This window comes from Pseudomonas sp. NPDC089547 (assembly GCF_050280665.1).
Classification (GTDB): domain Bacteria; phylum Pseudomonadota; class Gammaproteobacteria; order Pseudomonadales; family Pseudomonadaceae; genus Aquipseudomonas.
In genome coordinates, this window is the sequence record NZ_JBNNVS010000014.1 from 91,343 (window position 1) to 108,654 (window position 17,312).

Consider the following 17,312-nt stretch of genomic DNA (forward strand, 5'->3'; position numbering starts at 1 on the left):
GAAAAGTATCCCTTGACGCCATTGTTTGCGATCGCCTGCTTTGGGGTCGATAGCTGCCGGCCGAGGATGACCGCTATCGACCCGAAACGGACGTTCAACTACAAGCAAAGGCTTCCCAAAATGAGTCCTGCACTGGACTGGGAACTGCAAATTATCCATCCTGATAATGAATGGGCATGAAGCGCACAGGAGAGGATGATCATGACTGGGCTTACGCGGGAAAACCCTACGACCATTGCCTTCGTATTGAATTGCTATCTGAGCAACGCGATCAGTACGCTGGAGCTACAAACGTGGGCGGCTGATGTTGCAGGATCAGGGGCAGCGCATCCCGACTACTTACTAGATTTGACTACTTTTGACGCTCCGCGCTTCCACGTTTATGAAACCTTGGGTTTTAGCCCTAGCCGAACATTTTCAACCGAAGAAAACCATGCGATTTATGGCATTGCATACCTCCGTGATCGCGAGGTATATGAATCCGTAGATAAAGCCCGAGCGTTACAGGCCTTGCATCAAACCCCGAGTGTTCGTACGGAATTTGCAGCCGTTTTTCCGTTCCTGCTTCGCGGGTAAACCCGCTCCCACAGCGTTCTCCCACAGCGTTCTTGTCAGCCTCGAAAATGAGCAAGAGCAGCACTTTCGCAATGGCAGCTATGGGTCGATTGCGGTCACTCGCGAGTGGCAGCAATCGACCCGAAGCGGACCTTGCTTGGTGTTGAGGACCCAGGCGAACTGAGTAAGGTCAGCTCGAAAACGGCCTGAGAATAAGCATCAAAAGGGACTGGACCGAGCATCGATACCTGCCTGTTTGGCCCGGGCGATCAGGCTTTCGACGGAATCCTGCTCAACTATGCAACCCACATAATCCGCACCGCCCGTGTCTACATGCACAAAGCGCTTTCCGAACCCGGTCAGCCATTGATCGAAGTCGACCAGCACCTGCGCCATTGTGGGCATCCCCTCCAGTGGGTAGGCATAGACCTGTTCAATACCGCTAGCTGAAACCAGTTTCGGTGCCAGGTACTCGAAATCATCGAAGCCGCGCACGTCTACAGCCATGAGTACCAGATGATCGAGTGACTGACCTTTCTCCGCGTCCAAAAGGCCATTGGCCAGCGCGGTGGCTGGCTCCTCACCCAGGTTGTAATAGCGCGATACCCTTCTGACGAGACGCGCGCGTTCTTCTTCAGGCAGGCGTGCCAATAGGGCATGAGTGAACATTTTAAGCTGCGCACCGAATGGATGAAGCTCACGCATTATCGCGGCGTCGCTCAGTCGTGGTTCATCGGGTGGCGGCTGTGTAAAGCGGCCACCAAACAATCGATCGAATAGGCCCATCGCCGTTTATGCTCCTTTGAGGGTGCGGTAGCTGTAGTGAGATTAACCCAGCGGTTCGACGACTAAGCCATGCCAAAGTGCCGCAGCGATCGCCCCATGGCTATCACTAATAACGGCGTGGCGAGGGCGTAACTTCATTTCCTCGACTAGATCTCCATCCTGTTCGCCCCGCAGCGTGACGATCGATGAGCACCTGAGCGCTGTAAGGCCGTGAAATCAGACACGGTGGGCCGTTTTCGACCCAAAGCAGAAGTTGAGGTCAAGCAGTGGATGCCACCGTCTACGCTGCTGGCTGATCGGCCAAGCATAGATGCAACTGCTCCCCAAGAACCTCAAACACCTGAACGATCCTGTTAATTTTGCGCAGGTCGTTGTGCATTGCGATCCACACGTCTACCTCAAAGCCGAAATCGTGTGGCAGCACATGTATGAGGTCGTGCGATTTCGCTATTTGCGTCGGGCAGAGTCCGAAGCCTAAGCCCGCTTTCAGAGCGGCCAGCTGAGCAAGGTGATGATCAGAGGCAATGGTGAAATGCTGGTCGGCATCGCACAGGCCGGCGTCGACAAGCCGACGCAAATCCGCTGAGCGTCTGTCCGGCCCGATCAGGGGCCGCTGGCGCAGCGACAGCAGGGAGCCTGGATTACCATAGCGCTCCAGGCACCCGGCACTGGCATGGATGCCAACCCGCAAACTGCCGACACGCCGCACCGTGATATCAGCTTCATTGGGCCGCACCAGTCGCACCGCGATATCCGATTGCAGCCTGGCGATGTCTTCAAGCGCGTCACTTATGCTCAACTCAAGTTTGAGCCCGGCGTGTTCGTAATGGAAAGGGCGCAGCAGGTCAGGCAAGACCTCGACGCCAAGCAACTCGCCACAGGTCAGCCGGACTGTACCGTAATCCATCGACGCTTCAGAGCTGGCCATACGGTTGAAGGTTTGCGCGGCCAGATCCATGGCCTCCACATGTTCGATCAGGCGCTGCGCTCCTGCAGTAGGTGTCAGCCCCTGAGGTGTGCGGGCGAACAGACTCACACCGAGCGCGTGTTCAAGGTGGTCGAGGCGCCGGCGCGCAGTGGCCTGGGCGATACCCAGCAACTTCGCCGCGCCGCTTAGGCTGCCAGAGCGCAACACGGCGAGAAATACACGCTGGCTTTCCCATTCAATACCGCTCATACATTCTTGGCCAACAGTTGCTCCTAAATTGATCTTCTGCCCGAGCCCGTGAAAAGCGATCATTCGCCCACATTTTTCCGGGCGTCATTGTAAGGAACCAACGCATGAGAATCACCGGTCAGTGCCGATGTGGGCAAGTCACCATCGAGATCGTGGCGCAGCAATTGCCGCCGCTGTATGCCTGCCACTGTTTGAACTGCCAACGCTGGAGCGGCAGTGCTTTTGGCCTACACATGCTGAGCGCGGCGTCGGCCGTTCAGGTGGTGGGCGAAACGGCGATCTTTGAGCATGAACACCAAGGTCAAACGTCCACCCAACATGCCTGCGGTACATGTCATACCCGGCTGTTCAACGAGACCACGGCTGCGCCCGGCATGCGAGTGGTACGGGCCGGCATCCTGGATGGCGCTGAGCGTTTCGAGCCAGTTGCGCATATCTGGACACGGCGCAAGCAGCCATGGCTGGTGCTGCCGGGGGCTATCGCGCAATGGCAGGAGAGCCCCACGCCCGAAGCATTCGCCGCCGCACTGGGGTAAAAGAGCTTGCTCCTTCATCAGTGAACGCCTGGCTCGCCGCTTGGCAAATTCCCGGAGTTGACTACTTCCGTTAGCGGCCGGCAGCAGCCATCCGCCATTGGCGTCTCCCTCACCGGCTGCGCCGAACCACCTCCAGGATGCTCAGCCGCAACTCCTGCTTTGCCGCCTGCTCAGTGATGTCGCCAGACACCGCAGCATCCGACAGTGCATCTGCAGCCCCCAACATTGCCCAAAGGCTGGCCTGGGTCATGCCACCGGGCCCGGCGAAGGGCGTGAATATTCCGGCGCATTTTTCGAGCAGCGCCTTTTGATACCGGCGCTTGACGAGGTTCAATTGCGGCGAGCCGCCAAGGGCAGCCAGCACCCCGGGGATCTCACGCCCCTGGGTGCTTACGCAATCGACATAGGCGTCGGCGAAAACCCTAGCCTTGTCCGGCAACGAGGGCTCGGCAGCTGCGACAGCAGTATCGAAGCGTTCGGTCTGGCGAACGTCGAAGTCTTCATACAGTGCCGCCAACAAACCCTCTCGGGCACCGAAGTGATCGTAGACCACCGGTTTGGTGACACCTGCGGCCTCGGCCAGCCGACCGAGCGTGAGCGCATCGGTGCCTTCATCGTTTATCAGTGTCCAGGCGACTTCGAGCAACTGGCGAGCGCGCGCTTCTCTGCTGAGGCGCTGGCGCGATGGCGGGTGATGTGGCGACTTCATGCGCAGGTTTGCCGCTGCGTGGTGGCGGGTTGAGGTGCGAAGATGCTAGCGCCGATCTTGTGTGCCGTGTCCAGATGGGCCGCAGCAGAGTCCGCATCCGCGGGCAGCAGCAGACAGGAGCTGTGCACCTCTGCACCGCAGTAGTCGAAGATGCCGTGGTCGATCTGGGCCTTCATGGCGGGTGCATAGCCGTGGCGCATGTATGTACCCTCATTGGCACCGCCAATGCCTACCAGGTGCACTCGCAAGTGGCGCAATTTCTTCACCACCTTGGCGTCGCTGGTTTCTTCATAGGCCCAGCCCTGCGCAAAAACGCGGTCGATCCAGCCCTTGAGCAGGGCCGGGAAGGACCACCAGTAGACCGGGTAGACGATGACCAGGGCCTGCGCACGATCAATTCGTTGTTGTTCTAACGCCACGTCAGCCGGCGCAGCAGCCTGCTTCAGAAACAACGCTTGATCCGCCATGGTGAAGCGCGGGTCGAAGCCCTCGGCAACCAAGTCAGCCAGCTCGGCGCTGTGCCCGGAGCCCGAAGCGGTGATGCCTTGTGCTATACGCTGGGCGACGGCGTGGGTCAATGAACCGGGGTCGGGGTGGGCGACGACAATCAAGCTGTGCATGGTTGGCTCTCCAGATGTGAGGTGAGCAGCTCGCCTTTCAACAGAGCCGCTCTCTATATACCGAAAGTAACCTACCAAAAGTAACTTGTCCAGTTGCGGGCTGGCGACGCCTGAGGCCAGGCGCTTCAGGCATACCCAGAACTCAAGCCCGACATGCGCGGCTGGCTCAAGGCCGATCCTTGAGCGTTTCAAACGCTTTCACCCGTTTGATCAAGCTTTTCTTGCTAGCCGAACTGGCACCGTTGAACAGGAACGAGAAGTCCGAAGCCAACGATGGGCTACCCGCAATCGTCGCGTACTGATGACACTGGTTACAGCCATCCCCCTGCACATAGGTCTCCATGGTGGTGTTGGCCACCGGCACATTGCCCTGGCTGATAAACGGCCCATACGACAGCGGTACTGTTGCGTTGAAGCCAGGTTCCGGGCTGGGCGGGTTGGGGGCGAGGGTCCACAGTACGTTGATCAGCTTGTAGTACTGGAACACCGATTGCCCCTGGCTGTGCTGCGCGAAGTTGGCTTGCACCGCGCTGTTAAGGGCTTGCAGGTCATTGGGCACGGGGTGTTCGCGGGTAGTCTGTACCGGCTGGTCGCGGGGGAAGAGGTCGGTGCAGTCCCTGTCAGGGTTGTGTTGCTTGCACTGGATACGGGCCACATTCGGCTTGCACTCGGGGCCGGTGCCGCAGTCGGGGTTGTTGAAGGCGAAGCCGTTCGGCGGGGTTTGTTGTGGCGGCACCTGGTCCGGTTCGGGCACGTTGTCCACCTGCTCGAAAGTGGTCCAGATGAAGTTGGGCGAAGCCTGGGTCTTGTTGATGATGTGCAGGCCCACCAGGCCCACCACTTCCTGGGTGCACTCCAGCGTGTCGGGGCGTTTAAGCCAGGCGACGGTGGTGAGGTAACGCCCGAACAGTTCGGGTTTGCCGGTCAGCACCCGCCAGGCAGCCTTCAGCTCGATCGCCCCCAGTTGCTCCTGCGGTACCGGGTTTGGCGGCAGTGAGCGCATCGGTTCACCGATGGGCAGCGAGAGCCCCTCCGGTGTCGTGCCGTCCTGGTTCTGCGCCACCTTCAACTGGTTCGCTGCGTCGTAAAGCCCCTTGTCGACGATATAGTCGAACTCGGCTTTGCCCACCTTGCGCTCAAAGAACACCAGGTTGCCTGCCTGGTCCGTCAGCCAGCCGCCGGACGCTTCCATGACCGAGTCGGGCATGGCAGCGAGCGTCCCGGTGGACAGGTGAAAACCGTGCAAGGCGTTGATCGCGCCTTCCGAGGTGGCGTTCATGAATTTGCGTGCCCCCACCTTGACTGCCTTCAGGCTGCCCTGGGTGCTGCAACCGGACGGCACCAGGGTTTGCACGCCCCAGCCGGTGGGTGTGGGCGCGCCGGGCAGGAAAATGTCGTTGGCGTCCTTGTAGCTGGCCCAAACCGGCGCCACGCTCATGGGCTGGCCGGGCGCGGAGGGCACGCCGAACTGCGCCAGGGTGCTGTTCATGTCGGGTTCGCCCGCCAGGCTGGCGGTGGCCGGCCAACCGGGGTTCACAGGCCAGTTCAAGGCAATGAACAACTGCCAGCCAAAGCAGTTCATGAATGCCTGGCTGGTGGCATTGAAGTTGTTGACCGGCAGGAACCCACCGCTGGCCGGGTTGAACACCAGTTGCTGCTGTACACAGGCATCAGCGTCCGAAGTCGTGGCCGCAGCGGCCGGTTGCAGGGTCGACAGGCACAGCAGCACGCCGCTCAGCAGCGAGAGAACACTCAAGCGTAACCTGGCCATTATTGCGCTCCTTGCACGGGGTGAAGCCGCACCCGAAGGTGCGGCGTTGAAGCGGCGCGGGTCAGGCGCCGGGCACCAGCGCCAGGCCGGATTCCCAAGGGTGGTCGGCTGCGGTCACGTTCACGTCTTCGCCCGGGTTCAGCGCGCGCACGGTCACCAGGCCGGGTGCTGCGGTGGGGCTGACCGTGATGCTCAGAATGTAGGCCTGGGTGCCGCCAGAGTTGGTCTGGCCGGGAATGGCCGAGGCGTCGGGCAGGTATTCGGTAACCTGCGCCGTAACCCCAGGGTTGGAGAATTGCACCCTTGCATTCTGCGTGGTGGTGTCCGTGGAGGCACCTTGCACCACCAGCACGAACTGGTTGCTGCTGCCGGGCGCAAGCCAGGCGGGCAGGTCGGTGGGGGACTGGCCGTAGAACAGGTCCAGCGGCAGCAGTTGCACCGGCCAGGGTTGCAGGCCGTTCACCCGGCTCTGTACGCACGGGAAGGACGCAGGCTCAGTGGCAAGCGGCTTGACGGTGACGCTCAGGCCCACCAGCAGTTGCTGGGCGATGACCCACACATAGTCAACGGGTTGGTTGTTGATGGTGATGTCATTGATCGAGAAACCGGCGCTTTCCGGCACCTCGAACACTGCCTGCAGGATCTGGTCGGAGCCATTGGCGGCCGACTTGGCAGTGCCGCGCGTGATGCGCCAGTACTGGCTCACGTCCTGGCCTTGCGGGCCTTTCCAGCCGCTGAAGTCGGTAGGTTGTTGCAGGTACAGGCCAATGGGGTTGGTCAGTGACAACCGGTTGTTCACCGCCGTGAAGTTGGCCATGAAGCCGATGTGCGGGTCGGAGTTACGATAGTTCTGCCCATACTGCGCACAGCAGATCAGCGACTGGGCATTCTGGCTGCTGCCCACCGGGCGCAGGATGGTGGCCGCGGCGGCCAGGTACACTTCGGCGCTGAGGGTGTTGGGGCCGGAGGTCAGGTGCATCGCCCCACCGTACTGGCCGGGCACACAGGCCGTGCCGGCGTTCCATTTGTTGACCGTGTCATAGGCCGGCTTGCCAGTGGTGGGGTCCATGACCGGGTCGCCGGCCTTGCCGGTCGGGCAGTCGACGGTATAGCGCAGGTACAGGTCTTCGAGCTGCACGTTCGCATCGATGTAGTCGCGATACAGGCCCAGTACCGCGTTCGGGTCGATCCGCCACATGGCCAGGAAATACGCGGGGTTTTCGCAGGTGAAGGTAATCTTGCGCATGTTGCCGTTGGTATCGCGCACGATGGACCACTCACAGTACTCGTCAAGCCAGCCCCGTGGGCCGGAAGGCGAGAACGCCGTGTACTTGCCGTTCCAGTCGATGCTCGGGCAGCGTTTGGCAGGCAGTTGCAGCAAGGTGCCTTTCTGTTCGGGGTCGTAAAGCGTGTACAGCGTGTTGTTGATGGTGATCTGGCCGTGGTCGGTCAACTCCATCACCTGGTCCAGGCTCATGGCCTTGTTGCCCAGTTGGGGAATGACCGCCGCACCGTTATTGTAGAAGAACGTCCAGAGCCGGTTGGGGAAGGGCGCCCAGGTGATTGCAGGGGCGGTCACATCACCGAAACCTTCCACCAGCGGGTTGTAGTAACCCGAGCGCGGGGCGTCGTACAGGCCAGACCAGGGGTTGCCGATGATGGACGACTCGGTCCAGCCGGTGAGGTCGTTGTTCCAGTCGGTTTCAAACTGTGGCAACTGGTCTTCCAGGCCCAGCTTGTTGTAGTCCTTGGGGGCTTGGCCAGCGGGCGAGGTGAACTGCTTGAAGGGCGTGCTCATGTCGGTTCTCCAGGTGTGCGAGGGGTGGAGGTGGAGCAGCAGCCGGCGACCGGGGGCGGACCGGCGAAGGTCTGGCGTGGGTCGTCCCACACCAGTTGGGCGGTGAAACCAGGCAGGGCGGTATACGCGTCAGGCGTGAGCTGGCGGCCGCTGTCGAGGTGGGTCACCACCAGCGACAACTGCACGGCATCGTCGGGGGCCAGGCCAAGCGCGCCAGCATTGCGGGCTGCATTCAGTGCGCGGGACACGCCGTGGGTGATGCAGCGGCCCTTGTCATCCACCAGCCCCATGCCGATACGGCTGAAGCGCCCCACGTAGTGGGGGTTGTCGGCGCTAACGTGCTGCGCGGTGGCATCGGGCTGGTTGAGAAAGACGTCGATCAGGTAGGTGTCATGGGTGCAGCGCACATGGTCGAACACCACCCAAGGCCCAGGCCCGGCGGCGTTTTGCGCGACAGGCTCGGTTTTGGCGCTGTGCTTGCAGCACGCAGTGCTGCTGGCCTTGGGGGCGCCAAACTGCGGGGCCACCGGCACGCCGTAGTCGTAGCCGATGTGCCGGCTGTCCTGGGCCATGTCGCCCAGGGTGGTGTAGCGCCAGGCGTCGGCGCTGGTGAAGGTGAGCTGCGTGGCGTCACGGCCGGCGAACGGCTGCAGCAGGCACTGTGTGGTGTATTGCGCCCCGGGGTGGGCCCTGATCCACACTTCGAGCATACGGTCGATGTTGGCGTGGTAGGAGCAGAACACCGGGTCGAACGCGGTGTAGGCGTTGTCGGCCATGTCGCCGCCGATCCAGCCGTGATAGTTGTCGTGAGGTTGCTCGTACAGGCCATCGAAGTTGAGGGCGCGGTTGGGGTACAGGTTGTCTTGCTGGGGTGGGTCGAACACCGGGATGTTGGCCCACGGATAACCAGGCACACCCTGTGGCTGGCTGAAGGTGGTGAACTTCAGGGCGTCGACCACCTGCTGCTGGAAAATCTGGCTCATGCCGTACAGGCGCGTGCGTTCAAAGCGCGACTCGTCGCCATGGGTGTAGAACAGCGGGTCACGCTGCACGTACCGGCAGTCCACCCCGTTGCCCGCGCCACTGGCGCACACTTTGGAGCAACCGTCTTTGGCGGCTGCGTAGCGCAAGGGGTTGGGACGGGTTTCACCTGACTGCGGGTGCACATAGGTTTCATCCAGAAACGCCTGGGGCAGGCCGGCCTGCGGGCTGCCGTCAACGCTGGCGTCTTCGGCCATCCAGTCCCAGTAGGGAATGGCGCAGTCGATCAGTTCTTCCAGGTAAAGCAGGTAGGCCCGGTGCCAGAGGGCAAACGCCTCTTGATAATGCAGGCACCAGTTGGTGTGGATGTAGGCATAGCGCTGCCAGGGCGAACCGCTGTCGGGGTCGCCCACCTGCATCACGTCATCCAGGCGGGCGCGGTAAAGGTTCAGCTCCTCAAGGCTCAGGGCACGGATGTCTTGCCTTACCCGCTTGACCTGTTGGGGCAGGTCCGGTGGCGGGATGCGCTCGGCCAGGTCAAAGGGCGAACTGGCATCGAGCCGCCAGCCTTGGTTGACCCACAACCTGAAGGTTTCCAGCGCATCGATCGGCCAGAACTGCTGCTGGTCCAGGGTCAGCGGCATGTTGCGCGAGGCCAGGTGCTGGTAGATGGTTTCTGACCAGGTCCTGACCGAATCCGGGTCGTCCAGGTACACGAAGTAGGCGTTCATGCACCCGGCCCACGAGGCTGCCACAGCCGCCCGCTGCGCGGCGGGTATCCAGTAGGGGGCAGTGAAAAGGCCGTGGATGTCCGCGGTCCATGTCGGTTTGGCAACGATCATAAGGTCCCTCTCATGCGCCCCGAAGGCCATCTCTGGCCGGGCTGCTAAGCTCAGATGATGGTAAAGATCCGGCGCGCAGGAATCGTGCAAATTGGCCCGCCCTTGCGGCGAATTCATTGCAGTTTTTCAAGGAAGACACGCGGAAAATGACAGACGCCATGGATCTTAAAATTCTGGGAAAGCTGCAAAAGGATTGCAGCCAGAATCTGGAGTTGCTCAGCGACAGCGTCGGGCTGTCTTCCACCAGTTGCTACCGGCGGATCAGGCGGCTGGAGAGCGCAGGCATCATCAAGGCCAAGGTCGCGATACTGGACGAGCGCAAGCTGGGCATTCAGGTGACCGCTTTTTTTCTGGTCAAGCTGGACCGCGACAGCTACGACATCGACCGCAAGATGCAGCACATCCTGGCCGGCCACCCGGAGATCCAGGACTGCTACCTGATGACTGGCGAGTTCGATTTCGTGATGGTTGCCAAGTTTCGTGATGCCACCGAGTACACGGACTACATCTACCGGTTTCTCGATACGTACCGGGACATACCTATTCGCACTTACTCCTCCACGCTGGTGGTGCGTACGGTGAAGAAGTCTTATGAACTGCCGCTGGAGGGAGGATTGCAGCGGGTTGCCGATGCGTGAGAGGGCCAGATTTTGCGAGGCTGACGCGAACCCTGTGGGAGATTGCCCAGCCCATTGGGCTGCGCTGTCGCGTAGAGAACCGATGCTGGGCACTCCGCGTACCCTGTGGGAGCGGGCGCGCCCGCGAAGAATCCAACGCGGTGCATGGCACCGGCTGCGCCGGTGTTCGCGGCGGTTCGACGCCTCGACATGCCCGCTCCCACAGGGAATCGCGCCAGCTTCAAGGCAGTTGCGCCCACAAAGATTGCTGCCGGGCTCAACGGCAGCTGCGGCCACGCACAATCAAACGCTGCGTGTTAACCCACCATCGACCTTGATGTTTTGCCCCGTGATGTAGGCCGCGCCTTCGCTAGCGAGAAACGCAATGGTCGCAGCGATCTCTTCGCTGGTGCCATAGCGCTTGAGTGGCACCATGTCGCGGCGCTGCTCGGTGGCCGGCAAACTGTCGATCCAGCCTGGCAAAACATTGTTGATACGCACGTTATCCCCGGCGAAATTGTCGGCGAAGATCTTGGTGAACGCGGCGAGGCCTGAGCGGAATACAGCAGAGGTGGGGAACAGCTCGCTGGGTTCAAATGCCCAGGCAGTAGAGATGTTGATGATCACGCCGCTCTTCTGCCGCTGCATGTAAGGGGTTACCAGGCGAGTTGGGCGAATGACATTGAGCAGGTAAGTGTCCATGCCCTTGTGCCAGTCTTCGTCGCTGATTTCCAGGATTGGCGCGCGCGGGCCATGGCCGGCGCTATTGACCAGCACGTCAATGCGGCCCCACTTTTCCACCACCGCGTCGACCAGGCGTTGCAGGTCTGCAACCGACTGGTTGCTGCCGGTTACACCTATCCCGCCAAGTTCGGCAGCCAACGCTTCACCCTTGCCCGAAGAGGAAAGGATACCCACCTTGAAACCATCGGCGGCCAGGCGGCGCGCTGCCGCGGCTCCCATGCCGCTGCCACCTGCCGTGATAATCGCAACTTTTTCTACTGACATATTGCCTCCAGGTCTCTCAATACGGATTGCTCGGGTGCATTCACCTTAGCAGTAGTCCCAGTGGCGAGGGAGGCAGCTGAGCTTCACTTTAACAGTAGATTAACTATCGATAGCTTGTTGCTTGAGCCAGTGCAGGACAACGCTCAGTGACTGCGCCTGCTTCATCTTGCGCGGCCAAACCAGGTAAAACGACTTGTCGAGCCTGAGCTGGTGGGTGAACACCTGCATCAGCCGGCCTGCGGCGATGTCTTCGCCGACAAATGCGAGGCTGGCCAACGCAATGCCCTGACTGTTGATTGCCGCATCAATGGCCAGCGAGGTCTGATTGAAGCGCACGTTTCTGGCCGTCGGTTGCGCATGCTGCGGAAATACATCTGCAAGAAACCCAGGCCAGAAGTTATGGGCATCGTGAAGCATGACGAAGTCCTGAAGCCGCTCGAAGCTGACGGGAGCCTCGCAGCCTTCAAACAACCTCGGGCTGGCCACGGCAACGATGCGTTGCTCCATCAACAGTTCACTGTTCAGGCCCGCGCCGAACTCGGGCTTGCCATAACGCACAGCGATATCCACGCCATCGGTACTGAAGTGAGACAGCCGATCGGTTGCCAGCACGCGCAAATCGATGTCGGGGTGGCTCTGCGCAAAGTTGCCGAGCCTGGGAATCAGCCATTTCGAGGCAAAGGTAGGGGTAACGCTGACCGTCAGGTGAGTTGCCTGTGGCCTGAGCAGGCGCGTTGCCTCGTCGATCATCGCCAGTGCACTGCGAATGCTTGCGCTGTAACCCTGGCCGGCATCGGTCAACGCCAGGCCACGGGGTAGTCGTTCAAACAAACGCAGGTCCAGGCTGGCTTCCAGCCCGCGTATCTGCTGGGCAACTGCCGCCTGGGTCACGCCCAGTTCCTGTGCAGCCACACGGAAGTTCAAGTGGCGAGCCACCACTTCAAACACCCGCAGCGCGTTGAGCGAGGGCAAATCAGGAAAACCGTCGGGCATGGCAATGGAAGTTCTATCGGATGGCGAGGGAGACCGCAAAGGGTGAGGTTGCCTGTTGCAACCTTACCCTGTAAACCTGCATTGATCGACAAGCACATGCGTGTGCAGGGGTTCAAGCAGCCCTTGCCTGCGCCGAGCCGGGTTCACCTATCAGGATGTCTTCAAAAAACGCCCCGACCGGCTCAGTGGGGTGGCACAGCTGTATTTCCAGTACCCACACCACCTCGCTCGGGACGATTTCCACGTCGGCCAGTTTTTCCTGCCCATACAGCACATGCGGGAAGTCGGCGATACGATGCCCAGCCAGGTTTCGCTCCAGTTGCCAGCCTTTGGCCTGGGCGCTGCGCTCGGCGAAGTCGTACAGCTCTCGCCCGGTCAGGCCGCGGCCCCAGGCATCGCGGGTTTCATCGAATACCTCGTGCAGCGCCTTGACGCACGCGTGGTGCAGCTCGCGCTGGCCGAACACGAAGGTGTCGCCATAGTCGCCTTCGTAGCCATCCCAGACCGGGCCGACGTCGACCACGACAATGTCTGTGCTACGTAATACGCGTTGCAGGTCGATACCTTGCCGCGGCGTGCGCACGGTGTCGTCGCCGAAACGGATGTAGGTGGGGTGCCAGGTGTGTGACGCGCCCATTGCCTGCAAGGTTTGCGCGGCCATCTCCAGTGCTTGGGCGGTGGTCATGCCGACACGCAGTTGGCTGGCGATCGCGGCCACCGACCGTACCGACTGCTCGCGTGCGGCGAGCATGCCATCCAGCGAAAAACGAGGGCCGACTTTTTCCAGTTCCGGGTGGCGTGTATTGGTTGCAGAAGGCTGTGGCGTCATTGCACCGCTGGCGACAAAGGCCTCCGCGACAAAACGGTGGGGTTGTACGCCTGCGGCCAGGCATTGTTCGCGGGCCTGGGTGATCATCGCGGCATTGCCGCAGGCATAGACCTGGGTGTCTGCCCACTGATGGGCCTGGCCCAGCGCCACCTGCTGTACGCGTGCCAGGGCTGAAAGAACCGGGTGCCAGCAAAAGTGCGGGTATGCACGGCTGGCCTGGTCAAGAAAGTCGCGGTCATAAAAGTCTGCCGTCGATGAACCACCCCAGTACAGCGTGACATCGGTATTGCGGGCCAGGGCAGTCAGCAGCAAGGGCTTGATGCCGGCGTAGCCTGTGCCGGTGGCGAGCAGCACCAGTGGGCGTTGGTCCTCATGTTGCCAGGTACATGCGCCCAACGGCCCCTCAAGCGTCAGCGTGTCACCCGCTTGCAGGGTACTCAGCAGGCCTTCGGTGAACAACCCACCGCTAACCTTGCGGATATGAAACACCAGTTGCCCCTGGTCCTGGGCGGGCAGGTTGGCGATGGAGAAACAGCGGCTGTCGCCGTTGCCCAGCTGGAACCTCACGTACTGGCCAGCCCGCACTTCCAGCGGCTGATCAGGCTGTAGCACCAGCTCGACGATGTCTGCACTCAGCGCTCGCTTGCTGTGAACCTGCGCTTGAAATGCCAGTGTCGGGGCGTCGAGGGACCAGCCGGGGATCTCCAGGCGCATGTCGCTGCAGGCGTGACTCTGGCACAGCAGCATCTCGTCAGGGGCCAACGGGTAGGACGGTGCGGGGGTGTCCGCATCGCGCTGCTTGTCCTGATAGAGCCCCGACACCACCTTGACCTTGCAGGACCCGCACGCGCCGCGGCGACAGGAGAAAGGGACCGGCAGGCCGCTGGCAAGCATGGCATCGAGCAGCAGACCCTGGCTGGCTTCGAAGGTTTTGCCCGAAGGCGACAACTCAATGACGTGGCGGCTTTGCATGAACACCTCGGGCGCAATGGGAGGTTCGATTGTTGCTATAGTCCAGGACCAGCAGAACCTCCAGATTTGGATAATTCATATGGTCCAGCTTCGCAAATGGCAGCCGTTGCTCAAGCTTGATGGGGCGCAGGCATCGTACCGGCAAATCGTCGAGGGGCTGGTGGCCGCGATCAGCGAGGGCCGCCTGCGCCCTGGCACGCCGTTACCGGGCACGCGGGAGATGGCGAAGCAGCTGAACGTCAACCGCAAGACGGTGATCCTGGCCTATGAGGAAGCCGAAACCAAAGGCTGGCTGCAAAGCGTGCAGCGCCGGGGCACCTTTGTCAGCCAGCAGCTGGCGGGTGTAACACTTGCCAAGCCCGATACCGCGCGGCCTTTTGCCCTGGCGCTGCCAGAGGAACCTGCCGTTCCCTACTTCACGGCGAACGAACAGGCTGCCGCACAGCAAGGGCGCCCGGGTGCCTTGTTTTTCGACAATGGCGCCTGTGACCATCGCCTGTTGCCGCAGGCGGTGCTGCATCGCTATTACCGCAATGCCTTGCGCAGCAGCTTTGCCAGCAACAGCGTTCGCCATGGCAGCGAATGCAGCAGCCTTTACCTGCGCGCCGCCTTGGCTGACATGCTGCGGCACAATCGCAGCCTGAACATTGGCGCCGAGCAGGTTTGCCTGACCCAAGGTGTGCAGATGTCACTGTTCCTCGTCGCCAGTGTGTTGCTCAAGCCAGGTGATGTGGTGCTGGTCGAGCGGCTGAGCTATCCGCCTGCGTGGGAGATTTTCCGCCAGTTGGGTGCCCGCCTGGTTACCGTGGAACTGGACCATGAGGGGTGCCGGGTTGATCAGATCGATGCCCTGTGCCGGCGGCACAAGGTGCGGATGATGTACATCACCCCTCATCACCAGTTCCCGACTACCGTCAGCCTGCCGGCCGGGCGCCGGCAGCAGCTGCTGGAGCTGGCGCGCCAGCACGACTTTTGCCTGGTGGAGGAGGACTACGACTACGAATACCACTTCTCTGGGCGGCCCTATCTGCCTTTGGCCAGCGACCGCCAGCAGCGGCATGTGATCTACATCGGCACGTTGTCCAAGCCCTTGGGCAGCACGTTCCGTTGCAGCTATATCGTGGCACCGGTGGAGGTCATTGCCGTGCTGGAGCGCAGGGCAACGCTGACCCTGGGGCAGGGTGATGCGGTGATGCAGCGCATGCTGGCGGACTTGATCAATGAGGGCGAGCTGAAAAAGCACTTGCGCCGGGTCAACCGCGACTACCGTCGGCGCCGGGAGACCCTGTTGGCATGCTTGCGCGCTGGGTTCGGCGAGCAGATTAGCGTACAGGAACCGGAAGGCGGGCTGGCGCTGTGGGTGCGGTTTGGTGATGTGATCAATGTGGATCAGTTGGTCGACAAGGCGCTGGAACTGGACCTGGTGGTACGCAGCGGTCGCCATTTCTCGCCGTTTGGGCATGCGGAGAATGCCCTGCGCCTGGGGTTTGCTTCGCTCGATGTAGATGAAATCCAATTGGCCACCGAGCGCCTGGTTCAAGCAGCGAAGGCAATATCCACGGGCTGAAAAGGAAAAATTCGCCCGGATGTAATCCTGTGGGAGCGGGCGTGCCCGCGAAGAATCCTACGCGGTGCATGGCACCGGCTGCGCCGGTGTTCGCGGCGGTTCGACGCCTCGACACGCCCGCTCCCACAATGGCTCGCGAAGATGCTGGCGCCAGTGCCAGGCCTACGAAAGCATCAGCGCCGCCACACCTCACCTTGTTCGCTGACCACCCAAGGCCTGTCAGCCGCATCCACCAACACCCCGCCAACCCAACGCGGCGCAGGGTTGCAATCAAGCCAGTGCACCTTCCCGGCAAGCACCTGCTCGGCAAGCGGCGTCAACCGCAGCAGCCGCTGAGCCCAGGCGTTTCCCGGGCCTTCCTGCAGCAGCGGTTGCGGCCCATGGATCAAGGGCTGCAGCAACACATGGAACATCATGTCACCCAGGTAAGGCAGGGGATCATCCTGCATCATCAACTGGCCAAACACGCGCCCGGCCGCCAGCTCGCCGCGTGACGCCAGTACGCGCAGCAGCAGGCGTTCGGTAAGGCTCAAGCCATCATCTGCTCCCGGCAGTTCCTGAAGCTGGCGCGCCAATGCACGGCCCAGCAACGGCAAGGCCTCGTGCTGGCGGCCAGCCAGGTTTGCCCAGGCCTGCGGATCCGTTGCGGTGTAAGCCGCCCAGGCCTTGCGCGCAAGGGCCAGTGCATCCTCACCCAGTGCGCGACGTTGTGGCCACAGCCAGGCCAGCAGGTCGGGGGCCAGTTGCCCGATGCCGATGAAGCGTTGAATACCGGGCACCTGGTCAATTTCGATCAGTTCCAGCCGCCGCGGCAGGCCGGGCAGGCTGGCGAGCACACGAATCAGGAACAGCTGGTCGTAAGCGTCGGCTTCGCACCATAGCACAATCTTGCTGTCTGGGTTCAGTTCGGCCAATGCGCTGCGCTGTGCCGCCTGGCGCTGTTCAAGGTCTGGGGTGCTCAGCTTGAACGCCTGTTGTACGTAGGTGCTGCGAACCTGCCAGTACTGGTCTTCGGGCAGTGCTGGCACAGGCCCCATTACCATGGGGTCGTCGAACATCTGGAAGGCGCCGGTAAACCCGGCGGTGCGCAAGCTGTGGGCGATGTCGTTACCGCAGCGCCAATGCTGCACGGCGGCCTCGTCATCGGCGCGAAAGTTGGGGTGGCGTGCCGCGAAAGTCACGGCATCGGCATGGGCCTTGAGCTTTGGCCAGCTGGCAAAGCCAGCCTCGCGGGCCACCAGCCATTGGGTGTCGGCAAGCCGGTAGTCGGGGCCGGGCAGGCCGAGCGTGCGCAATTGCTCGCGGGCGTCGTCGGCTTCGTGGTTTTCAAGTGCGCTCAGCAAGCGCTTGGCGCGTTTGCGCAAGGCAGGCAGGTCGAGCAGGCCGTGGTGGCGGGAAGCATTGATGGCGGGCATGCCAACTCCTTTGGGGCTCGGTCCGCCGACAAGCCGGGAGCTGGTATGGGAATGTGATGCCACAAGGCTCGGGCAACCCCTTCGCGCGGACCGCAGGCGCAGCCAGCGCCCAGGCCACGACTTTAACGGTGCAGGG

At 61.7% G+C, this 17,312-nt stretch carries 15 protein-coding genes; 4 read left to right on the forward strand and 11 right to left on the reverse strand.

What is annotated here, in order from left to right:
• Positions 1 to 201 precede the first annotated feature (201 nt).
• Complete coding sequence (locus tag ACQKPZ_RS12545) at positions 202 to 576, forward strand: hypothetical protein (protein WP_427538355.1); 375 nt, start codon at positions 202 to 204, stop codon at positions 574 to 576.
• A gap of 198 nt (positions 577 to 774) precedes the next feature.
• Here ACQKPZ_RS12545 and ACQKPZ_RS12550 read toward each other — a convergent pair whose 3' ends face one another.
• Positions 775 to 1,341 (reverse strand): DUF6630 family protein, encoded by a 567-nt coding sequence (locus ACQKPZ_RS12550; RefSeq protein ID WP_427538358.1) that lies wholly within the window; start codon positions 1,339 to 1,341, stop codon positions 775 to 777.
• Between the two features lie 280 nt (positions 1,342 to 1,621).
• Positions 1,622 to 2,581, reverse strand: a complete 960-nt coding sequence (locus tag ACQKPZ_RS12555; protein WP_427538361.1) for a LysR family transcriptional regulator — start codon at positions 2,579 to 2,581, stop codon at positions 1,622 to 1,624.
• Between the two features lie 41 nt (positions 2,582 to 2,622).
• Between ACQKPZ_RS12555 and ACQKPZ_RS12560 the strand changes: the two genes are divergently transcribed.
• Positions 2,623 to 3,054, forward strand: a complete 432-nt coding sequence (locus ACQKPZ_RS12560) for a GFA family protein (RefSeq protein WP_427538364.1) — start codon at positions 2,623 to 2,625, stop codon at positions 3,052 to 3,054.
• A gap of 109 nt (positions 3,055 to 3,163) precedes the next feature.
• Here the strand turns inward: ACQKPZ_RS12560 and ACQKPZ_RS12565 are convergent, their stop codons facing one another.
• From ACQKPZ_RS12565 to ACQKPZ_RS12585, 5 genes are all read right to left on the reverse strand, one after another.
• Positions 3,164 to 3,763: a TetR/AcrR family transcriptional regulator gene (locus tag ACQKPZ_RS12565; RefSeq protein WP_427538367.1), complete on the reverse strand. Its 600-nt coding sequence runs from the start codon at positions 3,761 to 3,763 to the stop codon at positions 3,164 to 3,166.
• Positions 3,760 to 4,383, reverse strand: a complete 624-nt coding sequence (locus ACQKPZ_RS12570) for an NAD(P)H-dependent oxidoreductase (protein ID WP_427538370.1) — start codon at positions 4,381 to 4,383, stop codon at positions 3,760 to 3,762. Before ACQKPZ_RS12570 ends, ACQKPZ_RS12565 begins: the two co-directional genes overlap by 4 nt.
• A 166-nt stretch (positions 4,384 to 4,549) precedes the next feature.
• On the reverse strand, positions 4,550 to 6,154 hold the full coding sequence (locus tag ACQKPZ_RS12575) for a hypothetical protein (protein WP_427538373.1): 1,605 nt from the start codon (positions 6,152 to 6,154) through the stop codon (positions 4,550 to 4,552).
• Positions 6,155 to 6,215: 61 nt separating this feature from the next.
• The gene (locus ACQKPZ_RS12580) at positions 6,216 to 7,952 is read right to left on the reverse strand and encodes a hypothetical protein (protein WP_427538376.1); all 1,737 of its coding nucleotides are present in this window, start codon (positions 7,950 to 7,952) and stop codon (positions 6,216 to 6,218) included.
• Positions 7,949 to 9,775 (reverse strand): tyrosinase family protein, encoded by a 1,827-nt coding sequence (locus ACQKPZ_RS12585; protein WP_427538379.1) that lies wholly within the window; start codon positions 9,773 to 9,775, stop codon positions 7,949 to 7,951. The genes ACQKPZ_RS12580 and ACQKPZ_RS12585 overlap by 4 nt, the downstream gene beginning before the upstream one ends.
• Positions 9,776 to 9,933: 158 nt before the next feature.
• Here ACQKPZ_RS12585 and ACQKPZ_RS12590 point away from each other — a divergent pair, with 158 nt between their 5' ends.
• Positions 9,934 to 10,413, forward strand: a complete 480-nt coding sequence (locus ACQKPZ_RS12590) for an Lrp/AsnC family transcriptional regulator (RefSeq protein ID WP_391134420.1) — start codon at positions 9,934 to 9,936, stop codon at positions 10,411 to 10,413.
• A 282-nt stretch (positions 10,414 to 10,695) separates the two neighbouring features.
• On the opposite strand, the gene ACQKPZ_RS12595 is transcribed toward ACQKPZ_RS12590, so the two are convergent.
• The 3 genes from ACQKPZ_RS12595 to ACQKPZ_RS12605 all read right to left on the reverse strand — a co-directional run bounded on the left by ACQKPZ_RS12595 (position 10,696) and on the right by ACQKPZ_RS12605 (position 14,194).
• Positions 10,696 to 11,400, reverse strand: coding sequence for an SDR family oxidoreductase (locus tag ACQKPZ_RS12595; protein WP_427538382.1), 705 nt, complete (start codon positions 11,398 to 11,400; stop codon positions 10,696 to 10,698).
• Between the two features lie 99 nt (positions 11,401 to 11,499).
• The gene (locus ACQKPZ_RS12600; RefSeq protein WP_427538385.1) at positions 11,500 to 12,393 is read right to left on the reverse strand and encodes a LysR substrate-binding domain-containing protein; all 894 of its coding nucleotides are present in this window, start codon (positions 12,391 to 12,393) and stop codon (positions 11,500 to 11,502) included.
• A 112-nt stretch (positions 12,394 to 12,505) separates the two neighbouring features.
• Positions 12,506 to 14,194, reverse strand: coding sequence for a M24 family metallopeptidase (locus ACQKPZ_RS12605; protein WP_427538388.1), 1,689 nt, complete (start codon positions 14,192 to 14,194; stop codon positions 12,506 to 12,508).
• A 79-nt stretch (positions 14,195 to 14,273) separates the two neighbouring features.
• Here ACQKPZ_RS12605 and ACQKPZ_RS12610 point away from each other — a divergent pair, with 79 nt between their 5' ends.
• Positions 14,274 to 15,761, forward strand: a complete 1,488-nt coding sequence (locus ACQKPZ_RS12610; protein WP_427538391.1) for a PLP-dependent aminotransferase family protein — start codon at positions 14,274 to 14,276, stop codon at positions 15,759 to 15,761.
• A gap of 173 nt (positions 15,762 to 15,934) precedes the next feature.
• Here ACQKPZ_RS12610 and ACQKPZ_RS12615 read toward each other — a convergent pair whose 3' ends face one another.
• Positions 15,935 to 17,176, reverse strand: a complete 1,242-nt coding sequence (locus tag ACQKPZ_RS12615; RefSeq protein ID WP_427538394.1) for a DUF1835 domain-containing protein — start codon at positions 17,174 to 17,176, stop codon at positions 15,935 to 15,937.
• Positions 17,177 to 17,312 lie beyond the last annotated feature (136 nt).

Bases quoted from the DNA above. Each gene is read 5' to 3' on its own strand.
- ACQKPZ_RS12580 (WP_427538376.1), bottom strand. From the start codon at position 7,952: ATGAGCACGCCCTTCAAGCAGTTCACCTCGCCCGCTGGCCAAGCCCCC.
- ACQKPZ_RS12560 (WP_427538364.1), top strand. From the start codon at position 2,623: ATGAGAATCACCGGTCAGTGCCGATGTGGGCAAGTCACCATCGAGATC.
- ACQKPZ_RS12545 (WP_427538355.1), top strand. From the start codon at position 202: ATGACTGGGCTTACGCGGGAAAACCCTACGACCATTGCCTTCGTATTG.
- ACQKPZ_RS12610 (WP_427538391.1), top strand. From the start codon at position 14,274: ATGGTCCAGCTTCGCAAATGGCAGCCGTTGCTCAAGCTTGATGGGGCG.
- ACQKPZ_RS12575 (WP_427538373.1), bottom strand. From the start codon at position 6,154: ATGGCCAGGTTACGCTTGAGTGTTCTCTCGCTGCTGAGCGGCGTGCTG.
- ACQKPZ_RS12550 (WP_427538358.1), bottom strand. From the start codon at position 1,341: ATGGGCCTATTCGATCGATTGTTTGGTGGCCGCTTTACACAGCCGCCA.
- ACQKPZ_RS12590 (WP_391134420.1), top strand. From the start codon at position 9,934: ATGGATCTTAAAATTCTGGGAAAGCTGCAAAAGGATTGCAGCCAGAAT.
- ACQKPZ_RS12600 (WP_427538385.1), bottom strand. From the start codon at position 12,393: ATGCCCGACGGTTTTCCTGATTTGCCCTCGCTCAACGCGCTGCGGGTG.
- ACQKPZ_RS12615 (WP_427538394.1), bottom strand. From the start codon at position 17,176: ATGCCCGCCATCAATGCTTCCCGCCACCACGGCCTGCTCGACCTGCCT.
- ACQKPZ_RS12595 (WP_427538382.1), bottom strand. From the start codon at position 11,400: ATGTCAGTAGAAAAAGTTGCGATTATCACGGCAGGTGGCAGCGGCATG.
- ACQKPZ_RS12605 (WP_427538388.1), bottom strand. From the start codon at position 14,194: ATGCAAAGCCGCCACGTCATTGAGTTGTCGCCTTCGGGCAAAACCTTC.
- ACQKPZ_RS12585 (WP_427538379.1), bottom strand. From the start codon at position 9,775: ATGATCGTTGCCAAACCGACATGGACCGCGGACATCCACGGCCTTTTC.
- ACQKPZ_RS12565 (WP_427538367.1), bottom strand. From the start codon at position 3,763: ATGAAGTCGCCACATCACCCGCCATCGCGCCAGCGCCTCAGCAGAGAA.
- ACQKPZ_RS12555 (WP_427538361.1), bottom strand. From the start codon at position 2,581: ATGATCGCTTTTCACGGGCTCGGGCAGAAGATCAATTTAGGAGCAACT.
- ACQKPZ_RS12570 (WP_427538370.1), bottom strand. From the start codon at position 4,383: ATGCACAGCTTGATTGTCGTCGCCCACCCCGACCCCGGTTCATTGACC.